General features: G+C 73.6%; 13 protein-coding genes. 5 read left to right on the forward strand and 8 right to left on the reverse strand.

The genetic code is table 11. From position 1 onward, the window contains the following. Positions 1-6: 6 nt before the first annotated feature. The 3 genes from ABH925_RS00740 to ABH925_RS00750 form a co-directional block, all read right to left on the reverse strand. Positions 7-1,071, reverse strand: coding sequence for an LCP family protein (locus ABH925_RS00740; protein ID WP_370144546.1), 1,065 nt, complete (start codon positions 1,069-1,071; stop codon positions 7-9). A 74-nt stretch (positions 1,072-1,145) separates the two neighbouring features. Continuing rightward, positions 1,146-2,705: a polysaccharide biosynthesis protein gene (locus ABH925_RS00745; protein WP_370144548.1), complete on the reverse strand. Its 1,560-nt coding sequence runs from the start codon at positions 2,703-2,705 to the stop codon at positions 1,146-1,148. Continuing rightward, positions 2,698-4,098 carry a DegT/DnrJ/EryC1/StrS family aminotransferase gene (locus ABH925_RS00750; RefSeq protein WP_370144549.1) on the reverse strand — a complete coding sequence of 467 codons (1,401 nt, stop codon included), beginning with the start codon at positions 4,096-4,098 and terminating at the stop codon, positions 2,698-2,700. The genes ABH925_RS00745 and ABH925_RS00750 overlap by 8 nt, the downstream gene beginning before the upstream one ends. A gap of 253 nt (positions 4,099-4,351) precedes the next feature. Between ABH925_RS00750 and ABH925_RS00755 the strand changes: the two genes are divergently transcribed. Next, positions 4,352-5,515 (forward strand): hypothetical protein, encoded by a 1,164-nt coding sequence (locus tag ABH925_RS00755; protein WP_370144550.1) that lies wholly within the window; start codon positions 4,352-4,354, stop codon positions 5,513-5,515. A 13-nt stretch (positions 5,516-5,528) separates the two neighbouring features. On the opposite strand, the gene ABH925_RS00760 is transcribed toward ABH925_RS00755, so the two are convergent. Together ABH925_RS00760 and ABH925_RS00765 are read right to left on the reverse strand one after the other, a co-directional pair. Beyond that, a complete protein-coding gene (locus ABH925_RS00760) occupies positions 5,529-6,860 on the reverse strand; it encodes a nucleotide sugar dehydrogenase (RefSeq protein ID WP_370144552.1) in 1,332 nt (443 codons plus the stop codon). A 46-nt stretch (positions 6,861-6,906) separates the two neighbouring features. Continuing rightward, a complete protein-coding gene (locus ABH925_RS00765; protein ID WP_370144554.1) occupies positions 6,907-7,935 on the reverse strand; it encodes an NAD-dependent epimerase/dehydratase family protein in 1,029 nt (342 codons plus the stop codon). Between the two features lie 350 nt (positions 7,936-8,285). Here ABH925_RS00765 and ABH925_RS00770 point away from each other — a divergent pair, with 350 nt between their 5' ends. From ABH925_RS00770 to ABH925_RS00785, 4 genes are all read left to right on the forward strand, one after another. Next, positions 8,286-10,229: a sugar transferase gene (locus tag ABH925_RS00770; RefSeq protein WP_370144556.1), complete on the forward strand. Its 1,944-nt coding sequence runs from the start codon at positions 8,286-8,288 to the stop codon at positions 10,227-10,229. 74 nt (positions 10,230-10,303) lie between these two features. Next, the gene (locus ABH925_RS00775; RefSeq protein WP_370144558.1) at positions 10,304-11,287 is read left to right on the forward strand and encodes an NAD-dependent epimerase/dehydratase family protein; all 984 of its coding nucleotides are present in this window, start codon (positions 10,304-10,306) and stop codon (positions 11,285-11,287) included. Continuing rightward, the gene (locus ABH925_RS00780) at positions 11,284-12,489 is read left to right on the forward strand and encodes a glycosyltransferase (RefSeq protein WP_370144559.1); all 1,206 of its coding nucleotides are present in this window, start codon (positions 11,284-11,286) and stop codon (positions 12,487-12,489) included. Before ABH925_RS00775 ends, ABH925_RS00780 begins: the two co-directional genes overlap by 4 nt. A 6-nt stretch (positions 12,490-12,495) precedes the next feature. Next, positions 12,496-13,515, forward strand: a complete 1,020-nt coding sequence (locus tag ABH925_RS00785; RefSeq protein WP_370144561.1) for a glycosyltransferase family 2 protein — start codon at positions 12,496-12,498, stop codon at positions 13,513-13,515. 192 nt (positions 13,516-13,707) lie between these two features. On the opposite strand, the gene ABH925_RS00790 is transcribed toward ABH925_RS00785, so the two are convergent. The 3 genes from ABH925_RS00790 to ABH925_RS00800 all read right to left on the reverse strand — a co-directional run bounded on the left by ABH925_RS00790 (position 13,708) and on the right by ABH925_RS00800 (position 17,839). Then, complete coding sequence (locus ABH925_RS00790; RefSeq protein ID WP_370144563.1) at positions 13,708-14,505, reverse strand: polysaccharide deacetylase family protein; 798 nt, start codon at positions 14,503-14,505, stop codon at positions 13,708-13,710. 368 nt (positions 14,506-14,873) lie between these two features. Then, the gene (locus ABH925_RS00795) at positions 14,874-17,036 is read right to left on the reverse strand and encodes a putative bifunctional diguanylate cyclase/phosphodiesterase (RefSeq protein WP_370144566.1); all 2,163 of its coding nucleotides are present in this window, start codon (positions 17,034-17,036) and stop codon (positions 14,874-14,876) included. Then, the gene (locus ABH925_RS00800; protein ID WP_370144568.1) at positions 17,033-17,839 is read right to left on the reverse strand and encodes an SAM-dependent methyltransferase; all 807 of its coding nucleotides are present in this window, start codon (positions 17,837-17,839) and stop codon (positions 17,033-17,035) included. The genes ABH925_RS00795 and ABH925_RS00800 overlap by 4 nt, the downstream gene beginning before the upstream one ends. Positions 17,840-17,847: the final 8 nt, after the last annotated feature.

Here is a 17,847-nt window from a genome sequence, read left to right on the forward strand (position 1 = left end):
GGCCGTTCACTGCACTGCGGCCGGAAGCACGGTGTCGCCGCCGTACTGGTGGATCCAGGACGGCAGGCTGTCGTGGCTGATCGCCTGCCAGAGCTGCGGGGTCCGGCTCGGGTCCAGCGTCAGCGCGTCCTGGCCGTCCACGGTGATGAACTGGCCCAGCGGAGCGCTGGCGAAGGTCACGTTGCCGGCCTTGAGGCCGACCAGGCTCAGCGCGAGATCGCGCAGGTCGCCGTTGGACAGCTGATCGTCCACGCTGACCGCCTTGGTGACCGCGTCCAGCACCCGGTTCACCCCGAACGGGTTGGTCAGCGAGAACTCGCCGGAGGTCTTCGACATCAGCGCCCGGAGGAAGTTCTGCTGCCGGGCGATCCGGTCCAGGTCACCGTTGGGCAAGCCGTAGCGCTGCCGGACGTAGGCCAGGGCGGTGGTGCCGTTCATGGTGTAGGTCCCGGCGGTCCAGTGGATGTTCTGCTCGGAGTCGTAGGAGTTGCTCGGGATGGTGATGGTCACGCCGCCGACGGCGTCGGTGAGTGCCTTGAAACCGCTCCAGTCGATCGCGCCGAAGTGGTCGATCCGGACGTTGGTGAGCTGCTCGACGGTCTGGATGAGCAGCGGCGGGCCGCCCCAGGAGAACGCCGCGTCGATCTTCGCGCTGCCGTGGCCGGGGATCGGCACCCAGGTGTCGCGCGGGATCGAGATCACGTACGCGTTCTTCCGGTCGGCGGTCAGATGCAGCAGCATGATGGTGTCGCTCTGCTGCGCCCCGTACACCCACAGTGGGGCCTTGGCCGCGTTGCCCGTGGTCGGCACCGTCGACTCCGAGTCCGTGCCGATCAGCAGGAAGGTCACCGCGCCGGCCTCGGCGGCCGGCTTCACCGGACGCTGCGAGGCGGGGACGGTAGGCAGCGCGTTGGGGATCCGCTGCACCTGGCCGGCGTAGTGGTTGACGCCGTACCAGACTCCGCCGGCGCCGAGCGCGAGCAGCACCACCAGCGCGGCGAGCAGCGAGAGCAGGATGCGGCGCCGACGTCGGTGCCGCGATACGCCACCGAGGGTGTCCGCACCCTCCACGCCCGGAGCCTCAACACCCGGACCTTCCACGCCCGGACCTTCCTCGCTTCGGCCTGCTTTGCGGCGGCGCAGCATCAGATGCCTCCCGCGTACGGAGTGGCAGCCGGTACCAACTGCCGCTCGGCGGTGGCCGACGGGGCCGTACGCTCCGGCGGCGGGAATCCCGGGAGCAGCCGGGCGAGCCTGCTGCGTACCTCGGCGGCATTGTTGCGCTCGGCGGCGGCGTAGAGGCCGGGCAGGCCGAGCGGTATGAAGCCGAGCTCGCGCGGCGAGTACGGCACCGCGGCCCGGATCCGGGGGTGCGTGGTGGGACGGCGCCGCTCGCGTTCGGAGAACAGCGCCTCGTTCAGCTTCTCGCCCGGCCGCAGTCCGGTGAACCCGATCTGCGGCTGCTCCGTGCCGAGTTGCTCGGCGAGTCGGTGCACCAGGTCCAGCGCGCGCACCGGTGCGCCCAGCTCCAGGACGAACACCTCACCGCCGGTGGCCAGCCCGGCAGCCTCCAGCACCAGCGCGGTGGCTTCATCGACGGTCAGGTAGAAGCGGGTCAGGTCCGGGTGGGCCACGGTCACCGGCGCCCCCGACCGCAGTTGGGCGGAGAGGGCGGCGAGCGGTGAACTGCGGCTGTCCAGCACATCACCGAGCCGGACGGCGGCGAAGACGGTGGACGCGGTGTGCCGGGCCTGCACGAGCGACTCGGCCAGCCGCTTGGTCGCCCCGAGCACCGAGACGGGATCGGCGGCCTTGTCGGTGGAGACCAGGACGAAGCGCTCGACGCCGGTCTTCATGGCGACCTGGACCAGGTGGTCGGTGCCGAGCACGTTCGACTTCACACCCTCGCAGGGATGGTGTTCGAGCATCGCCAGGTGGTGGTGCGCGGCCGTGTGGAACACCAGGTCGGGTCGCAGCTGGTGGAACACCTGTTCAAGCCGGGCACGATCGCGGATGTCGGAGATCACCACGTCGTCGTCGCGGGCCTGGCCGTAGAGGTTGCAGCCGTAGAGGTTGGAGCCGTCGTGGTCGAGACGGAACAGTCGCTCCGGCCCGAGGGCGCGCAGGGCGCGGCACAGCGCGCTGCCGATCGATCCACCGGCGCCGGTCACCAGCACCCGGCGCCCGGCGACGGCGTCCCGCGCCTCGGCACTCACCGCATCGGGGCCCACGGCCTCAGGGCCTGCGGCGGTCGGGTCCTGGCGGCCGATCAGGCGGCTGATGTCCAGCGTGCCGCCACCACCCGAGCCGCCGAGGGCGCTGCGCGGGTCGGGGAGGCGATCGGTACCGCGTGGGTCGTGCCGCAGCGCGGCGGTGAACGAGGGCAGGTAGCGCACGCTGGCTCCGGCCGTCGCCCCGGCCGCCGCCACCTGGTGGAAGCGCTCGGCGGGCAGCCCGGGGATTGCCACCACGACGGCCTCGATCCGGTGCGCCGTGACCGCCGGTCCGGTCTGGTCCAGCGCGCCCAGCCGGGGCAGCGGGCCGCTGCCCGGCTTGTCCGGGTCGTCGTCCAGGAAACCGACCGGCGCGAGGCCGAACTCCGGCACCCGCAGCAGGTCGCGGGCCAGCGCTCGACCGGCCTGGCCGGCCCCGACGATGAGGGTCCGCAGGCCGGTGGTTCCGCGCGGCGGTCGGCCGTCAGTCATGAGGGCTCCGCTCCGGATCCGGCCCCGGCGCGGACTCTGCCCACACGGACTCTGCCCACACGGACGCGGCCTGCGCGGAATCTGCCGGCACGGGCGCGGCCTGCGCGGACGACGCGTGCGGGTGCGGCTCCTGCGCCTGCGGGGCCGGGGTGTCGGCTCGCTGCGTGCGGGGCTGCTGTGCCTGCGGCGCCGCCGCGAGCGCAGCGCAGACGCGGTCGACCTGGTCGTCGGTGAGCCCTGGGTGCAGCGGCAGCGAGAGCAGCTGCGGGAAGAGCGCGTCCGCCCCGGGCAGCCCCTCCGGGGGGCGCAGCGCGGTGCGGCGGAAGTACCAGAGCTGGTGCAGCGGGATGAAGTGCACGGAGCTGCCGATGCCCCGCTCGGCCAGCCAGGACAGCAGCTCGTCCCGGGACATCCCGTACCGCTCCAGGACGCGGATCGCGTACAGGTGCCAGGCGTGGCGTCCGATCCGGGGGGCCGACGGCGGCACCAGCCCCGGCACGGACCGCAGCTGCCCGGTGTACCGGGCGGCGAGGACCTCGCGCCGGTGCTGCCAGTCGCCGAGGTGGTGCAGCTGGGCGCGCCCGATGGCGGCCTGCAGATCGGTCATGTTCGCCTTGAGTCCGGCCTCGTCGACGGTGTACTGCCAGCTGCCGCCGGGGAGGTTGCGCCGCCAGGCGTCCGCCGACATGCCGTGCAGCCGGGCCCGGCGCACCCACTCGGCGAGATCGTCGTCGTCGGTGGTCACCATGCCGCCCTCGCCGATCGGCAGGTTCTTGGTGGCGTAGAAGCTGAAGCAGGTCGCCTCGGAGAGGGAGCCCACCGGGCGGCCGCCGACGGACGTGCCGAGGGCGTGTGCGGCGTCCTCGACGACCCGCCGCAGCGGCAGTCCGGCCGCCTCGGCGAGCTCCTCCACCGGCGCGGGGGACCCGCCGTAGTGCATCACCATCATCGCCTGGGCCGGCCCGCAGTCCCGGACCGCGTGGGCGACGGTGCCGGGCGTCGGCATCGCCGTCCCCGGATCGACGTCGACCAGCAGCGGCCGCAGTCCCGCGTGCACCACGGCCTGCGCGGCGCCGCAGAAGGTCAGGGTCGGGACCAGGACCACGCTCTGCGGCGGCAGTCGCAGTGCCCGAAGCGCGAGTTCGATGGCGGCGGTGCAGGAACTCACCGCCACGCCGTGCCGGGCCCCGACCCGGTCCGCGAACTCGCGCTCGAACAGCCCCGTCTGCGGTCCGGCGCTCACCCAGCCCGACTCCAGCACCAGCCGCGCGGCCTCGCGCGCCTCCGGGCAGATCTCGGTGCGCGCGAAGGGGATCGGCGACTCGTCGACCTCGGACGCCACTGCTGACGCTCCGCCGTCGACCACCGTCGCGTCGACCATCGACACGTGCATCGCGGGCCTCCTCAGAGCGGACGTGACCTTGTCCACAACCTAGGCACGGCCCGCGAGCCCGGGATCCGGTGGCAGGACGACTTCTCGTACGCCATCTACGGATCACCCGCGACCGGCCCGGCTCCGTCCACGTAGGGTGACGGCAGAGCGGTGCGATGGCGGCACGGCGGTGCCAACGCGGGCGCCGCCGCCAAGCATTGGCCACGCCGCGCACCGGCAAGGGAGCAACGGCACCGGAGAAGGCAGGTGCGGGATGACTGCCGCCACACCGACCACCGGGGAGGGACCGCGGACCGCCGCGGAGGAACCGCGCCCGGCGGGCAAGCGGGTACTGGTCGTCTGCCAGCTGGACGGCTATGCCAACCAGCTGAAGCCGCTCCAGGTCCAGCGCTTCCTGCGGGAGCGGGGCCACCAGGTGACCCTGGTCGACACCTACCGGCTCAGCCGCGCCTCCGCCCGGCCCGGCAGCGTCGGCAGCCGGCTCCCCGCCCCGGCGCCGCGCAGGCTCGCCCTGTACGCGACCGAGGCGGCGTCCGCCCTGCTGCTCCGCCGCGAGGGACTCCGCCGGACCCTGTCGTACCACCTGCTGCTGGCCGACCAGAGGCTGCGCCGGGGCATCCTGCGCTCCTCGCTGCCGCTCGACGAGTTCGACCTGATCGTCTGTGAGGAGCCCTACGACGCGGGCGTGCTGACCGGGGCCGGTCCCGCCCGCACGCTGTACGACTGCCCCACCCCGTGGGCCGACGAACTGCTGCTGGAGGGCAGGCTCACGGGCCGCCAGCACCGCAGCCTGCGGCGCCGGGAGGCGGCACTGTTCGAGGGCGTGGACCATCTGGCCTTCCACTGGGACTCCTACGCCCGCTACGCCGTCGAGCACTACGGGATCAGCGGACGCAACCTGCTGACGCTGAACTTCGGCTGCGTGCCCTCGCCGCGGCGGGCCCGGTTCCGTGACCCGCCGCGGATCGCCTACCTGGGCTCGCTGAGCTCGCGGTTCATCAACCTCGACCTGCTCGCGCGGCTCACCCGGCTGTACCCGCACATCGACGTCTACGGCGGCCCGCCGCCGGACCCCCGGCTGGGCCTGAGACACCTCGGCTACGCGTCCCCCGAGGTGCTCGCCGACTACCAGCTCGGACTGGTCACCTGCACCCGGGACGAGCTGCGCCGGGACGGCTTCTCGGCCAAGCACCTGCAGTACTTCGCCCACGGCCTGCCGGTCCTGGTCCCGTCCTGGCGGCGCCACCTGGAGGGGCTGCGCGGCTCGGTCCCGTACGACGAGTCCACCTTCGGCCCTGCGGTCGCCGCGCTCGGTGACCCGGCCGAGTGGCAGCGGCTCAGCGACGAGGCCTACGCCCAGGCCGGCCGGCTCGCCTGGGACCGCACCCTGCAGCCGCTGGAGTCCCTGCTCGTCTGAGCGCTCACCCGCGTCAGGCCTTCACGATGTGCGGGCCGTGGTAGGTCGGGCTTGCGGTGAGTTGGGCGGTGACGTTGCGGGTGTCGACGACCAGGGCGGCGTGGGTGATCAGGTCTGCCCAGTCGATGTCGGAGTGGTCCACCAGGATCAGTACCGCGTCGTAACTCCGGATCGCCTCCGGCGACAGCGGGACGGACTTCACCGCGTACCGGCCGACCAGGTGTTCGGCCAGTTCGGGGACGTGCGGGTCGTGGTAGTCGACCAGGGCGTGCCGGTCGTGCAGCATGCGCATCACGGTCACCGCCGGGCTCTCCCGGATGTCGTCGATGTCGCGCTTGTAGGCGACGCCGACCACCAGCAGCCGGGCCCCGGCGAGTTGCCCGCCGCCGGCCCGCAGGGCCTCGGCGGTGCGCTGGACCACGTACTCGGGCATGCGGTCGTTGACGCTTCCGGCCGCCGACACGAAGCGGGCCTCAAGGCCGAGCTGACGGGCGTTCCAGGCCAGGTAGTACGGATCGACCGGGATGCAGTGTCCGCCGACGCCGGGGCCGGGCTGGAAGGGCATGAAGCCGAAGGGTTTGGTCGCGGCCGCCGCGACCACCTCCCAGACGTCGATCCCGAGGCGGTCGCAGAGCATCTTCAGCTCGTTGACCAGGCCGATGTTGACCCAGCGGAAGGTGTTCTCGAAGAGCTTGCACATCTCGGCGGCGCGGATCGAGGAGACCGTCTCGACGGTGCTGAACACCTTGGCGTACAGGGTCTCGATCGCCTCCCGGCACAACGCCCCGCAGCCGCTGACGACGCGGGTGATCCCGGCCGGCGCGAAGCGCGCGTTGCCGGGGTCCACCCGCTCGGGCGCGTAGCCGAGCAGGAAGTCGCGGCCGGCCAGCAGGCCGCCGCGCTCCAGGATCGGCTGCAGCACCTCCTCGGTGCAGCCCGCGTAGGTGGTGGACTCCAGCACGATCAGGCTGCCCCGGCGAAGCAGGGGCTGGATCAGCTCGGCCGCGGCCTTCACATGGCACAGGTCCGGCTGGGGCACCGGCCCCTCGTGCCGGACCGGTGTCGGCACGCAGATGAGGATGCAGTCGAGTTCCGCGACGACGGAGAAGTCGGTGGTGGCGGTGAGCCGTCCGGCTGTCACCTGGCGTGCGACGTCCCGGTGCGGGACGTGCTCCAGGTGGCTCTCGCCCCTGCCGATCCGGGCCACCCGGCTGGGTTCGACATCGAGCCCGACCACGCGGAACCCGGCCTCGGCGAAGGCGATGGCGTTCGTCAGTCCCACATATCCCAGTCCCACCACGCCCACCACGGCGGTGCCGCGCCGGATGTCAGCGACGAGAGTCATGGCACCCTCCTTCGTCCGTCAAGGCAGCCCTCTTTCGGCCCGTGGGTCAGCGGACCGTGGTGAGGCGCCGACGGGACGGCCTGGACGGCCTGGCCGGCCGGACCGGCCGTGCGTCCGTGCGCGTCGCCTCGATCACGGCCGCTACGCCCGGCACCAGGCCCACCGTGGGCCGGTATCCCAGCACCCGGCGGGCCTTGCCGATGTCGGGGGCACGGTCGACGACGTCCGCGGTCCGGTCGCCGCGCACCTGGACGGGTGAGCGGGAACCGCTCTGCTCCACGACCAGCCGGGCGAGTTCGAGGATCGACAGGGAGGTGGCGTCGTTGCCGATGTTGAAGGTCTCGCCCAGCGCGGCGTCGCTGCTCAGGCAGCGGATCGCGCCGTCGAGGAAGTCGCTGATGAAGCACCAGGAGCGCCGTTGCGCGCCGTCACCGGTCACCACGATCGCCTCGCCGCGGAGCGCGCGGCTGACGAAGGTCGTCATGGCGTTGCCCTCGGAGCGGTACGGACCGTAGATGTTGAACGGGCGCACCAGCGACACCGGTACCCCGCGCTCGGCGTGGTAGGCCATGGCCAGGAACTCGCCCGCGGCCTTGCTCGCCGCGTAGCTCCAGCGCAGCGAGTCGCGGTCGAGCCGGATGGACGCGGTCTCGGCGGCCCCGCCGGCGTAGCGGCCGTAGACCTCGCTGGTGCTGAGGACCAGGATCCGCCGCAGCGCGCGCTGCCGGGCGGCGAAGTCCAGACAGAGCTGGGTGCCGCGGATGTTGACGTCCAGTGTCAGGATGCTCTCGCGGCACACCCGCTCGACGCCCAGTACCGCCGCGGCGTGGACGATGTACTGGTAGTCCTCGCCGAGGAGACGGAAGGTGCGCCGGTCGGTGATGTCGCCCCGGACGCAGCGGACCCGGGGGTGACCGGTCACGCCGAGCGCCTGCGCGGTGGACCCTTCCGGCCCGGCCGCGTCGAGCAGGGTCACCGAGTTGCCGCCGTCCAGCAGTGTCCTGGCGAGTGACGCCCCGATGAATCCCATGCCACCGGTGATCAGAACGTGTTGCCCAGAGATCTGGTTCTGCATGGAAGTCTCCCGACTGCGGCGGCGCGCGGGCCCTCTCCCCGGGTACGGGTGAGAAGCCCGACTCGATCGGCGGTCCCCAGCCTAGGAGCGGACCCATGGCCTCCGGATCCGGCGGGGGGACCAGTCGCGCTAGGCCTTATGCACGACCGCCCTTGCGCGACAGGGGCCCTGCGGCCGAGGGTCGGCGGTGAGCAGGCATCAGGCAATGTGCGGTGGACGTGCTACCGCGAACGGCTGCCGGAATGTCGTCCGAATGCGGGAGCCGTCGTCGTCGTGCTGCTGCCTAGCGTGGGTGTCCCATCCGCCGGTGGAGGCAGGCCATGCTGGTCCGGGACAGACACGCACAGGACGTGTCCACGCGGGACGACCGCGCAGCGGTGCCCGCGCAGGAGCTGCCCGCGCAGGAACTGCCCGCGCAGGACCCGGGGATGCGGGACGCGCCCGCGCCCAACTGCGCGGTCACGCCCTACGGCCGTGGCGCGGGGAGCGCGCGGGTACGGGTCTTCGAGTGGCTGGACCGGGTCGACGCCGACTTCGTGGTCAGCAGCTACCTGTCCCGGCGCGACGCCAGGCCCGCGCAACTGGCCCGGCGCCCGGCCGCGGTGGCCCGTGCCGAACGGCGGCTCCGGGAACTGGCCGACGCCCGGCCGGAACGGCTGCTGCTGCACCGGGAGGCGTCGCCGCTGAGCCGTGGCGGCCTGGAACGGCGGTTGATGGCCGCCGCAGGCTTCGCGGTGTACGACTTCGACGACGCGCTGCAGTGGGACCACGGGGACGGCGGCCTGGCCCGCCGCTGGGCCCCCAAGGCGGCCAAGGCGCTGGCAGCGGTGGGCGCGGCCGACCGCGTGGTGGCGGGCTGCCCGGTGCTCGCGGACTGGGCGTCGGGATACCACCACGACGTCCGGATCATCCCCAGCTGCGTCGATCCGGCCAGCTATCTGCGCAAGACCGGCTACGAGCTGCACGATCCGCCCCGGCTCGGCTGGCTGGGTTCGCCCGGCAACGAGTGCTACCTGCTGCTGGTCGCGGACGCGTTGGCCGAGGTCCATGCCAGGACCGGCGCCAGGCTCACCCTGATCGGCACCACCCGCCGCTCGCTCGGGCCGCTGGAGCGGCTCATCGACCGCGTCGCCTGGTCCGAGGCCGTGCAGCGGACGGTGCTCGCTGAGCTCGACCTGGGGCTGATGCCGCTCCCCGACACCCCGTACAGCCGGGGCAAGTGCGGATACAAGCTGCTCCAGTACGGCGCCGCCGGGGTGCCGGCCGTGGCCGACCCGATCGGGGTGAACGAGGAGATACTCGACCGCTTCGGCGCGGCCGCACCGCGCGAGCCCGGCGAGTGGACCGAAGTCCTGCTCGGCCTGCTGGACTGCTCGTCGGACAGACGCGCCCGGCTGGGCGCACGGGCCCACGACGTCACCCGCCGCCAGTACTCCTTCCAGGCCTGGCTCCCCGCCTGGCGCTCCGCGCTGGAACTGCCACCGCCCGCCGCCCCCGAGCCCCCCACTCCGCCCTCCCCCGCACCGCTCCACGTCCACCCCGCACCGCCGCCCCCCGCGCCGTATGCGGCGGGGCCGGGATGCTCCGGGCTCACCGCTGTGCGCAGGCCGCCGGCCGGGCCTCGGCGGCCGGCGTCCGTGCGGCGCGCGGTGGACGTCGCCGTCGGCTCGCTCGCCCTCGTCGGGCTCTCGCCGCTGCTGGGCGGGATCGCACTGCTGGTGCGCGGCAGCAGCCGGGGCCCGGCGGTCTACCGCCAGCAGCGGGTGGGGGAGGGCGGAGCAGAGTTCACCCTCTACAAGTTCCGCTCCATGCGCTGGAGATCGGAGGGGCCGGAACTGACCGGCGCCGCCGACCCCCGGGTGACCCCCGTCGGCGCCCTGCTGCGCCGCGCCCACCTGGACGAACTGCCGCAGCTGGTCAACCTGGTACGCGGCGACATGACGCTGGTGGGGCCGCGTCCGGAGACCCCCGGAATGGCGCGCCGCTACCCCCGGGACTGCCGGTGGGTGTTCGACCACCGGCCCGGGATCACCGGCCCGGTGCAGCTCAGGGCGAGTGAGCTCGCGGCGCCGCCCGACGGCGTCCCCGACCCGGAGGGCTACTACCTCGACGTCCTGGTGCCGCGCCGGGTGGCCCTGGACGCGGAGTACCTGGCCACCCGCTCGCCGCTGCGCGACCTCGGCCTGGTGCTGCGGACGCTCCGCCAGGTCCTGGGAGCGGTGGAGCCGGCTCGCGCGGATGACGTAGCCGATCTCGTGCCGGGACGGGATCACCCGGAGCAGGCGCTGACCTAGCGTCAGAGGAGGCTGGACCGGGCGTCTCGACCGAGCCGACCGGCAACCGTCGTGATCCGTGGAGGTGGTTCCGGGTGCGAGCCCTCGTCACCGGCGCGGCCGGATTCATCGGGTCCCACCTCTGCGAGCACCTGCTCGCCGGCGGGGACAGCGTCGTGGGGGTCGACGCGATGACCGACTACTACGATCCGCTGCGCAAGGAGCGCAACCTCGCCGGGCTGCTGGGCCGGGAGCGGTTCGGCTTCGTCCGCGGCGACCTGCTGGAACTGCCCCTGGAACCACTGCTCGCCGAGGCCGAGGTGGTCTACCACCTGGCCGGGCAGCCGGGGGTGCGCGGCTCCTGGGGCGAGCAGTTCGCCGTCTACCTGGAACGCAACGTCCAGGCGACCCAGTGCCTGCTGGAGGCCGCCAGGACGGCCCCGCCGCGCCGCTTCGTCTACGCGTCCAGTTCCTCGGTCTACGGGGACGCCGAGAGCTACCCGGTCACCGAGACCCTGCGCCCCCGGCCGCTGTCGCCGTACGGGGTGACCAAACTCGCCGCAGAACACCTGTGCGAGCTCTACCGGACCTGCCACGGGATCCCGACCGTCTCGCTGCGGCTGTTCAGCGTCTACGGGCCGCGCCAGCGGCCCGACATGGCGTTCGCCCGGCTGGTCCCGGCGGCGTTCAGCGGCGAGCCCTTCCCGTTGCACGGGGACGGCGAGCAGACCAGGGACTTCACCTATGTCCGCGACGTGGTGACCGCCATGCGCAGGGCCGCGCTCTGCGACTGGACCGGTGTGGCCAACGTCGGCGGCAGCGGCCGCGCGGTGTCGATGAACCAGGTCATCGCGATCGTCTCGGAGTTGGCGGCGCCGGTACGGCTGCTGCGGACCCCGGAGCAGGACGGCGACGTCCGGCACACCTCCGCCGACACCTCGGTGGCCCGGCGGGCCTTCGGCTACCGGCCCACCGTGGGGATCCGCGAGGGTCTGGCGGCGATGGTCCGGGCCGAACGCGAGGAGCGCTGGGCACGGGCGCGGGCCGAGCCGGCCCCGCGTGCGGCGGTGCCGGGATGACGGCCTGGCCGGCCGCGCCGAGCCCGGTGGCACCGGTCGGACTGCTGCCGCCGCAGTCGGCCCCGCCCCGGGTCAAGGTGCTGCACGTGATCACCCGGTTCTGGGCCGGCGCGGGCGGGAACACCCTGCTGACCGCCGTGGGCATGGACCCGCGGGTGTACGAGGTGTGGGTGGTCGGGGTGCCCGGCGGAGACCTGTGGGAGCGGGCCAGGGCCGCGGGGGTCCGCACCGTGGAGATCCGCGGGTTCCGGGAGGTGCTGACGCCCGCCGACCTGCTGGTGCTGGTCCGGCTGGTACGGCTGATCCGCCGGGAGCGCTTCGCGGTGGTGCACACCCACTCCGCCAAGGGCGGCTTCCTGGGCCGGCTGGCGGCCCGGCTGTGCCGCACCCCGGTGGTGGTGCACACCTTCCACGGCATCAGCTTCCACGACCGGATGCCCCCGGTCCGCCGGGCCGCCTACCGCCGTCTGGAGCGGTTTCCGCGCCGCTTCACCGACGCGTTCCTCGCGGTGGCGCCGCAGCTGGCCAGGGAGGTCGTCGAAGAGCGGCTGGCCCCGCCCGGGAGCGTGCAGGTGGTGCCCTCGGCGGTGGAACTCGGCTCCATCCCGCTGGACTTCGACGCCGGGGCGCGCCGCGAGCTGGGCGTGCCCACCGGTGTCGCGCTGGTCGGCACGGTCGGCCGGATCGACCACCAGAAGGCGCCGCTGGACTTCGTCCGGATGGCGGCCGCACTCCGGGCCACCCACCCGGACACCGCGTTCGTGATGGTCGGCGGCGGTCCGCTGGAGGACGAGGTGCGCCGGGAGGCCGCCGCGCTGGGCGTGGAACTGCGGGTCACCGGATACCGCCCGGACGCGGCCCGGCTCGTCGCCGGACTGGACGTCTTCGTCATCTCCTCGCTGTACGAAGGACTGGGCCGGGCCCTCACCGAGGCGCTCGCCGCCGCCCGCCCGACCGTGGCCACCTGCGTGAACGGCGTGCCCGACCTGGTGGAGCCCGGCGCGACCGGCCTGCTGGTGGACCCCGCCGACCCGGCGGCGATGGCCGGTGCGGTCGGCTGGCTGCTGGACCATCCGGAGCAGGCCGCCGCGATGGGCCGTCAGGGCCGCACCCGGGTCCGGGCCACCTTCGAACCGGCCGTCATGTGCGCGGCCATCGACCAGTGCTACCGGCGGCTGCTCGGCCTCGCCGATGCGGGGTGAACGCGGATGACGCAGAGGCACTCCGACGACCCGCCGGTCCTGGACATCGTGATCGTCAACTGGAACACCGGGGCGTGCCTGCGCGAGTGCCTGCGCTCGGTAGCGGACGCCCGCCGCACCGCGTACACGCTGCATGCGGTGGTGGTGGTGGACAACGCCTCGACCGACGACTCGATGGACGCCGTCGCCGACCTGAACCGGCAGCCGGGCCTGCCGCTGCGGTTCCTCCGGAACCGGGACAACCGCGGCTTCGCCGTCGCCTGCAACCAGGGCGCGCGGGCCGCGAAGGACGCCGGCCCGGCCGGGTACGTGCTGTTCCTCAACCCCGACACGGTGCTGTTCCCGGAGACCCTGGACCTGGCGGTCGGGTTCCTGCACCGCCCCGAACAGGCCCGGGTGGGTATCTGCGGGGGTCAGATGGTCGGCGACGGCGGGGAGTTCGAGTCGTCCTGCTCGCGCTTCCCGACCCTGCCGATGGCCCTGGCCAAGACGACCGGCCTGGCCCGGCTGATGCCGGGACGCGTCCCCCGGCAGCGGCTGTCACCGGCCGAGACCGGCGGCAGCGGCCCGGTGGACCAGGTGATCGGCGCGTTCTTCCTGATCCGCCGGCCGCTGTTCGACCGGCTCGGCGGCTTCGACGAGCGCTACTTCGTCTACTACGAGGAGGTCGACCTCGCCTACCGGGCCCGCCGGGCCGGTTACGGCTGCTACTTCCTCGCCGACGCCCTGGTCCGGCACCGGGGCGGGGTGAGCACCGGCCAGGTCCCCGGCCGCCGGCTGTTCTACTCGCTCCGGAGCCGGACCGAGTACGCCCGGGCGCACTGGCCGCGCAGGCAGGCGTGGGCCCTGATGGCGCTCATCCTCGGCGTGGAGCTGCCGGTCCGGGCGGTGCGGGCGCTGGGGCCCGCGCCGGGCCCTGCGGGAGGTCGCACCGGAGAGCTGCGCGCCGTCGCCGAGGCGGCCCGCTGCTACGGCGGCTACGCGGTCGGCCTCACGGCCTCCGCCCTGCGCCCCGCCCGCGGCTGAGCGCCCGCGGGCGCCGGCCTTGACCGCGTCCGGCCTTGAGCTCGTGCGGCCGTGACATTGGGTAGCCGTTAACGCCGTCCGGGCGTCACGTTGGGCTGCCGTGATGTCGGGCAGCCGTAACGCCGGGCCGGGGGACGGCGGGAAGGGTCATTTGGCGGGGCCCCGACGGTCGGGGCCGGAGAGCCCGCTGCGTCAGGAACGGGGGTGGCCGAGGCCGGCGACGAGGCGGCGGTAGGCGCGTCCGCCGCGCTGGCGGAGCGTCTCGCCTGTCCGTGCCGACGGGGCGCCGTGCCCCTCGGTCCAGAGCCGGAACGTCTCCGGCGGGGTGTCGGCCCGCACCGTCAGCCGGGCGATCCGCAGCGGGTCGTCGGTCGTGGAGCCGAGTGCCCCGCCCAGGGCGCAGCCCGAGGTCCAGCCCGCCCGCTGCACCTTGCGGCGCACCGCCGGGGTGGAGTAGCCGTGCGGGTACGCGTAGGCCGACACCGGCCGGCTCAGCACATCCTCCAACTCGCGCTTGCAGAGCGCGATCTCCTCCCACAACCGGTGCCCGGACAGGGTGTCCAGCTGCGGGTGGGTCCGCGAGTGGCCGCCGATGTCGATCCCGTAGGCCTCCAGGCCGGCGACCTGACGCCAGTTCAGCATCGGCGCCGGCGGCAGCAGGCTGCCGCTGGGCCGGCCGCCGGGCGGGTGGATCGCCCCGGTGGTCACGAAGAGCGTGGCCGAGAGGTCGCGGTCGGCCAGCAGCGGGGCCACCGTCCAGTAGAAGTCGGCGAAGCCGTCGTCGAAGGTGAGCACGACCGGCCGGGGCGGCAGCGGTGGGCCGCCGCGGATCGCCGACACCAGCCGGCGCAGCGGCACCACCGTCCTGCCGCCGTCGGTGATCCGGTCGAGCTGCTCGGCGAAGGTCCTGGGCGTGACCGTGCGGGGCGCGATCCAGGAGGGTGGTTCCTCGGACACCGAATGGTAGGCGAGGACCGGCACCACGGTCATGGTGGTTCGCCCCCCGCCCGGTCGCGACCGCGGGCCCCCTGACGGGCCGCGTCGACGCCGAGCGGGTGTCCGTGCGGTCGCACCAACGCCCGGACGCGCCCGTCGGTTTCGACGGCGGTGCAGAGCGAGTCGCGGGCGACAGGGCAGGGGCAGGCGGCGGTGCGCCGGGCGGAGCCCATCGGAGATGCCTCTCCGGTAGAGGGATTCGGCTCGCCGCGTCGGACGGGACGTGGTCCGGCCCGCAGCGCGACTGGTTCGATCTCGGACGCTGACGCGTCGACCACCACATGGCGCACATAACCGGTGCCAGGCACATTGTCCTGCGCACTGGAGCAGCAATCAAGACATACCGCTCTTTTCGCCTGCCTTCATGGTAGTCCGGTCGCGCCCCGCACCGGTCCCTCGGCGATCCGGCGGTCGATCTCGGAGGGCGGGACCGGGCGGCCGAAGTGCCAGCCCTGGCCCCAGTCGCAGCCCAGGCGCCGAAGCCGCTCTGCGGTGGCGGCGTTCTCGACGCCCTCGGCGGTGAGGGTCAGCCCCAGGGTGTGGGCCAGCGAGACCACCCCGCTGACGATGCGCCATCCCACGTGATCCTCGCTGCCGGGCCCCGTCGTCCCGTCCTCCTCCTGGCCGTTCAGGTCCTCCTGGCCGTTCAGGTCACCGATGAAGGAACCGGACAGTTTGAGCGCCGAGACCGGCAGGTCCCTGAGGTAGGCGAGGTTGGACCAGCCGGTGCCGAAGTCGTCCACGGACAGCGAGACCCCCAGCCCGACCAGGGACTCCAGGATCTCCACGGAGGCGTCCTCCGGGCCCATCGCGGCGCTCTCGGTGAGCTCCAGCTGCAGTCGGCCCGGGTCCAGGCCGCTGGCCCGCAGCACCCGGTTCACGTCCGTCACCAGGCCCCGGCTCCGGGCCTGGTGGGCGGTGATGTTCACGTTGACCTGCGGCGCGGCCGCGCCGAAGCGGCGGGACCAGTCGGCGGCCTGGCCGCACGCCTGCTCCAGCACCCAGCGGCCCAGCGGCAGGATCAGCCCGGTGTCCTCGGCGGTGGACACGAACTCGTCCGGGCCCAGCACCCCCAGCAGCGGATGCCGCCAGCGCACCAGTGCCTCCACCGCCGTCAGCGAGCCGTCCGCCAGTGCGCACAGCGGCTGGTACTCCAGGAAGAACTCGCCGCGCTCCAGCGCCAGCGGCATCCGCACCGACACCGTGTAGCGGCTCACCGACTGCGCGTTGCTCTCCGCGTCGAAGAGGGTCCACTGGCCCCGGCCGGCCTCCTTGGCCCGGTAGAGCGTCAGGTCGGCGGCCCGCACCGCCGCGTCCGGGGTGGTGCTGGCCACCCTGCGCTCCAGCACGCCGATGCTGGCGCCGACCGCCAGCCGGTGCCCGCCGAGCAGCACCGGCTCGTCCAGGGCCGCCAGCACGGTCTGGGCGGCGCAGACCGCCTCCTGCTCGTCGCGGCTGTCCTCCAGCAGCACCACGAACTCGTCGCCGCCCAGCCGGGCCACCAGGTGCCCCATCGGCGTCAGCGCGGAGCGCAGCCGGCCGGCCACCCGGATCAGCAGCTGGTCGCCGGTCTCGTGGCCGAGGCTGTCGTTGACCACCTTGAAGCCGTCCAGGTCGACGTAGCAGAGGCCGAAGCGGGTGGTCGGCCCGGCCTTGTCGAACAGCTGCTCCAGTTGCTCGAAGAAGGCGGCCCGGTTGGGCAGCCCGGTCAGCGGGTCGTGGGTGGCCTGGTGGCGCAGCCGGTCCTGCAGCCGGTAGCGGTCGGTGATGTCCTCCATCATGGCCACCTGGTAGTTCGGCGCGCCGCCCTCGTCCCTGATCAGCGAGACGGTCAGATGGGTCCAGAGGACCTCGCCGTCGCCCCGGTAGTACGGCTTGTCGCACTGGAACGAGTCCCGGGCGCCGCGGACCAGCTCGCGGTAGGCGGTCCACACCACCGGGGAGTCCTCCGGGTGCACCAGCTCCTCCACCTTGCGGTCCTTCAGGTCCTCCAGCCGGGCCCCGAACATCTCCAGCAGCGAGCGGTTCGCCGCCAGGATGTTGCCCTCGATGTCGCCGATGCCGATGCCGATCGCGGCGGTCTCGAACAGCGCCCGGAACCGGGCCTCGGAGGCCTTCAGCGCCTGCTCCACACCCCTGCGGGCGGAGTCCACGGCGAGCCGGATGGCCTCCTGCTCGCGCAGCGTGCGGTCGCGCAGCGCGCTGGCCCAGCCCGCCGCGAACGCGGCCGCCAGCTCGCCGCCGCGCCCGTCCGGAAGCGGCAGCCCCTGCAGCAGCCGGACCGCACCGCTGAGCATCCGGGGGTCGGTGAAGTGCGCCTCCACCAGCTGCGCGGCCGCCGCCTCGACCGGCGCCGGGTCGATCGGGGAGGCGCTCACGGCCCGGTGCAGCAGGTCCGAGGTGGTGGCGGCGACCCTGCGCAGCGCCCGCGGGTGCATGGACAGGGCCTGCCGGTCCAGCAGTTCGGCCCAGCCCTCGTGCAGCGCCGCGGCCGCGCCGGGTGCGGCGTCCGGTGTCGCGGTCACGGCCTTCGCCCCACTCCGACCAGGCCGGTCATCCGCTCGGGGTGCGGATCGACCGACTCCGGATCGTCCGGCCGCCACTGCGGCAGGTACACCACCCCGGGATCGACCAGGTCGAAGCCGTCGAAGAAGGCGGTGATCTGCTCGACGCTGCGCATCGTCAGCGGCGTGGCGGTCCTCGCGTAGATCTCCTGGTGCGATCCCGCCTGGTCCGGGCGGCCCTCCAGGGCGGCGTGGCAGAGTACCAGGGCGCTGCCCGGCGGCATCGCGTCGCGCAGCTCCGCCACCAGGAGGTGCGGCGCCTGCTGGTCCGTGACGAAGTGCAGCACCGCGACCAGCAGCACCGCCACGGGTTCGCCGGGGGCCAGCAGCCGCCGCACCTCGGGCCGGGCGAGCAGGTCCGCCGCATCGGTCAGGTCCGCCTCGACGACCTCGGTCAGCGGATCGTCGGCGACCAGCATCGTGCTGTGCGCGACCGCGACCGGGTCGCGGTCCACGTAGACCACCCGGGCCCGCGGGTCGACCTCACGGGCCACCTCGTGCACCGAGCCCAGGGTCGGGATCCCGGAGCCGATGTCCAGGAACCGGTTCACCCCCTCCGCGGCCAGGTACTGGACCGCGCGGCGCATGAAGGCCCGGTTGGCGCGCATGATCAGCGGGAGCTCCGGCCAGAGCGCCATCGCCCGCCGGGCGGCCTCGCGGTCGGCCGCGAAGTTGTGCGAGCCGCCCAGGTAGTAGTCGTACATCCGGGCCGCGTTGGGGGTGTCCAGGTCGATCCAGCCGGGTGTCCAGTTCTGGCGTCGCACGATGCGGC

It is taken from the genome of Streptacidiphilus sp. EB129 (assembly GCF_041262645.1).
Lineage (GTDB): Bacteria > Actinomycetota > Actinomycetes > Streptomycetales > Streptomycetaceae > Streptacidiphilus.

Bases quoted from the DNA above. Each gene is read 5' to 3' on its own strand.
- ABH925_RS00745 (WP_370144548.1), bottom strand. From the start codon at position 2,705: ATGACTGACGGCCGACCGCCGCGCGGAACCACCGGCCTGCGGACCCTC.
- ABH925_RS00750 (WP_370144549.1), bottom strand. From the start codon at position 4,098: ATGCACGTGTCGATGGTCGACGCGACGGTGGTCGACGGCGGAGCGTCA.
- ABH925_RS00755 (WP_370144550.1), top strand. From the start codon at position 4,352: ATGACTGCCGCCACACCGACCACCGGGGAGGGACCGCGGACCGCCGCG.
- ABH925_RS00760 (WP_370144552.1), bottom strand. From the start codon at position 6,860: ATGACTCTCGTCGCTGACATCCGGCGCGGCACCGCCGTGGTGGGCGTG.
- ABH925_RS00765 (WP_370144554.1), bottom strand. From the start codon at position 7,935: ATGCAGAACCAGATCTCTGGGCAACACGTTCTGATCACCGGTGGCATG.
- ABH925_RS00780 (WP_370144559.1), top strand. From the start codon at position 11,284: ATGACGGCCTGGCCGGCCGCGCCGAGCCCGGTGGCACCGGTCGGACTG.
- ABH925_RS00785 (WP_370144561.1), top strand. From the start codon at position 12,496: ATGACGCAGAGGCACTCCGACGACCCGCCGGTCCTGGACATCGTGATC.
- ABH925_RS00790 (WP_370144563.1), bottom strand. From the start codon at position 14,505: ATGACCGTGGTGCCGGTCCTCGCCTACCATTCGGTGTCCGAGGAACCA.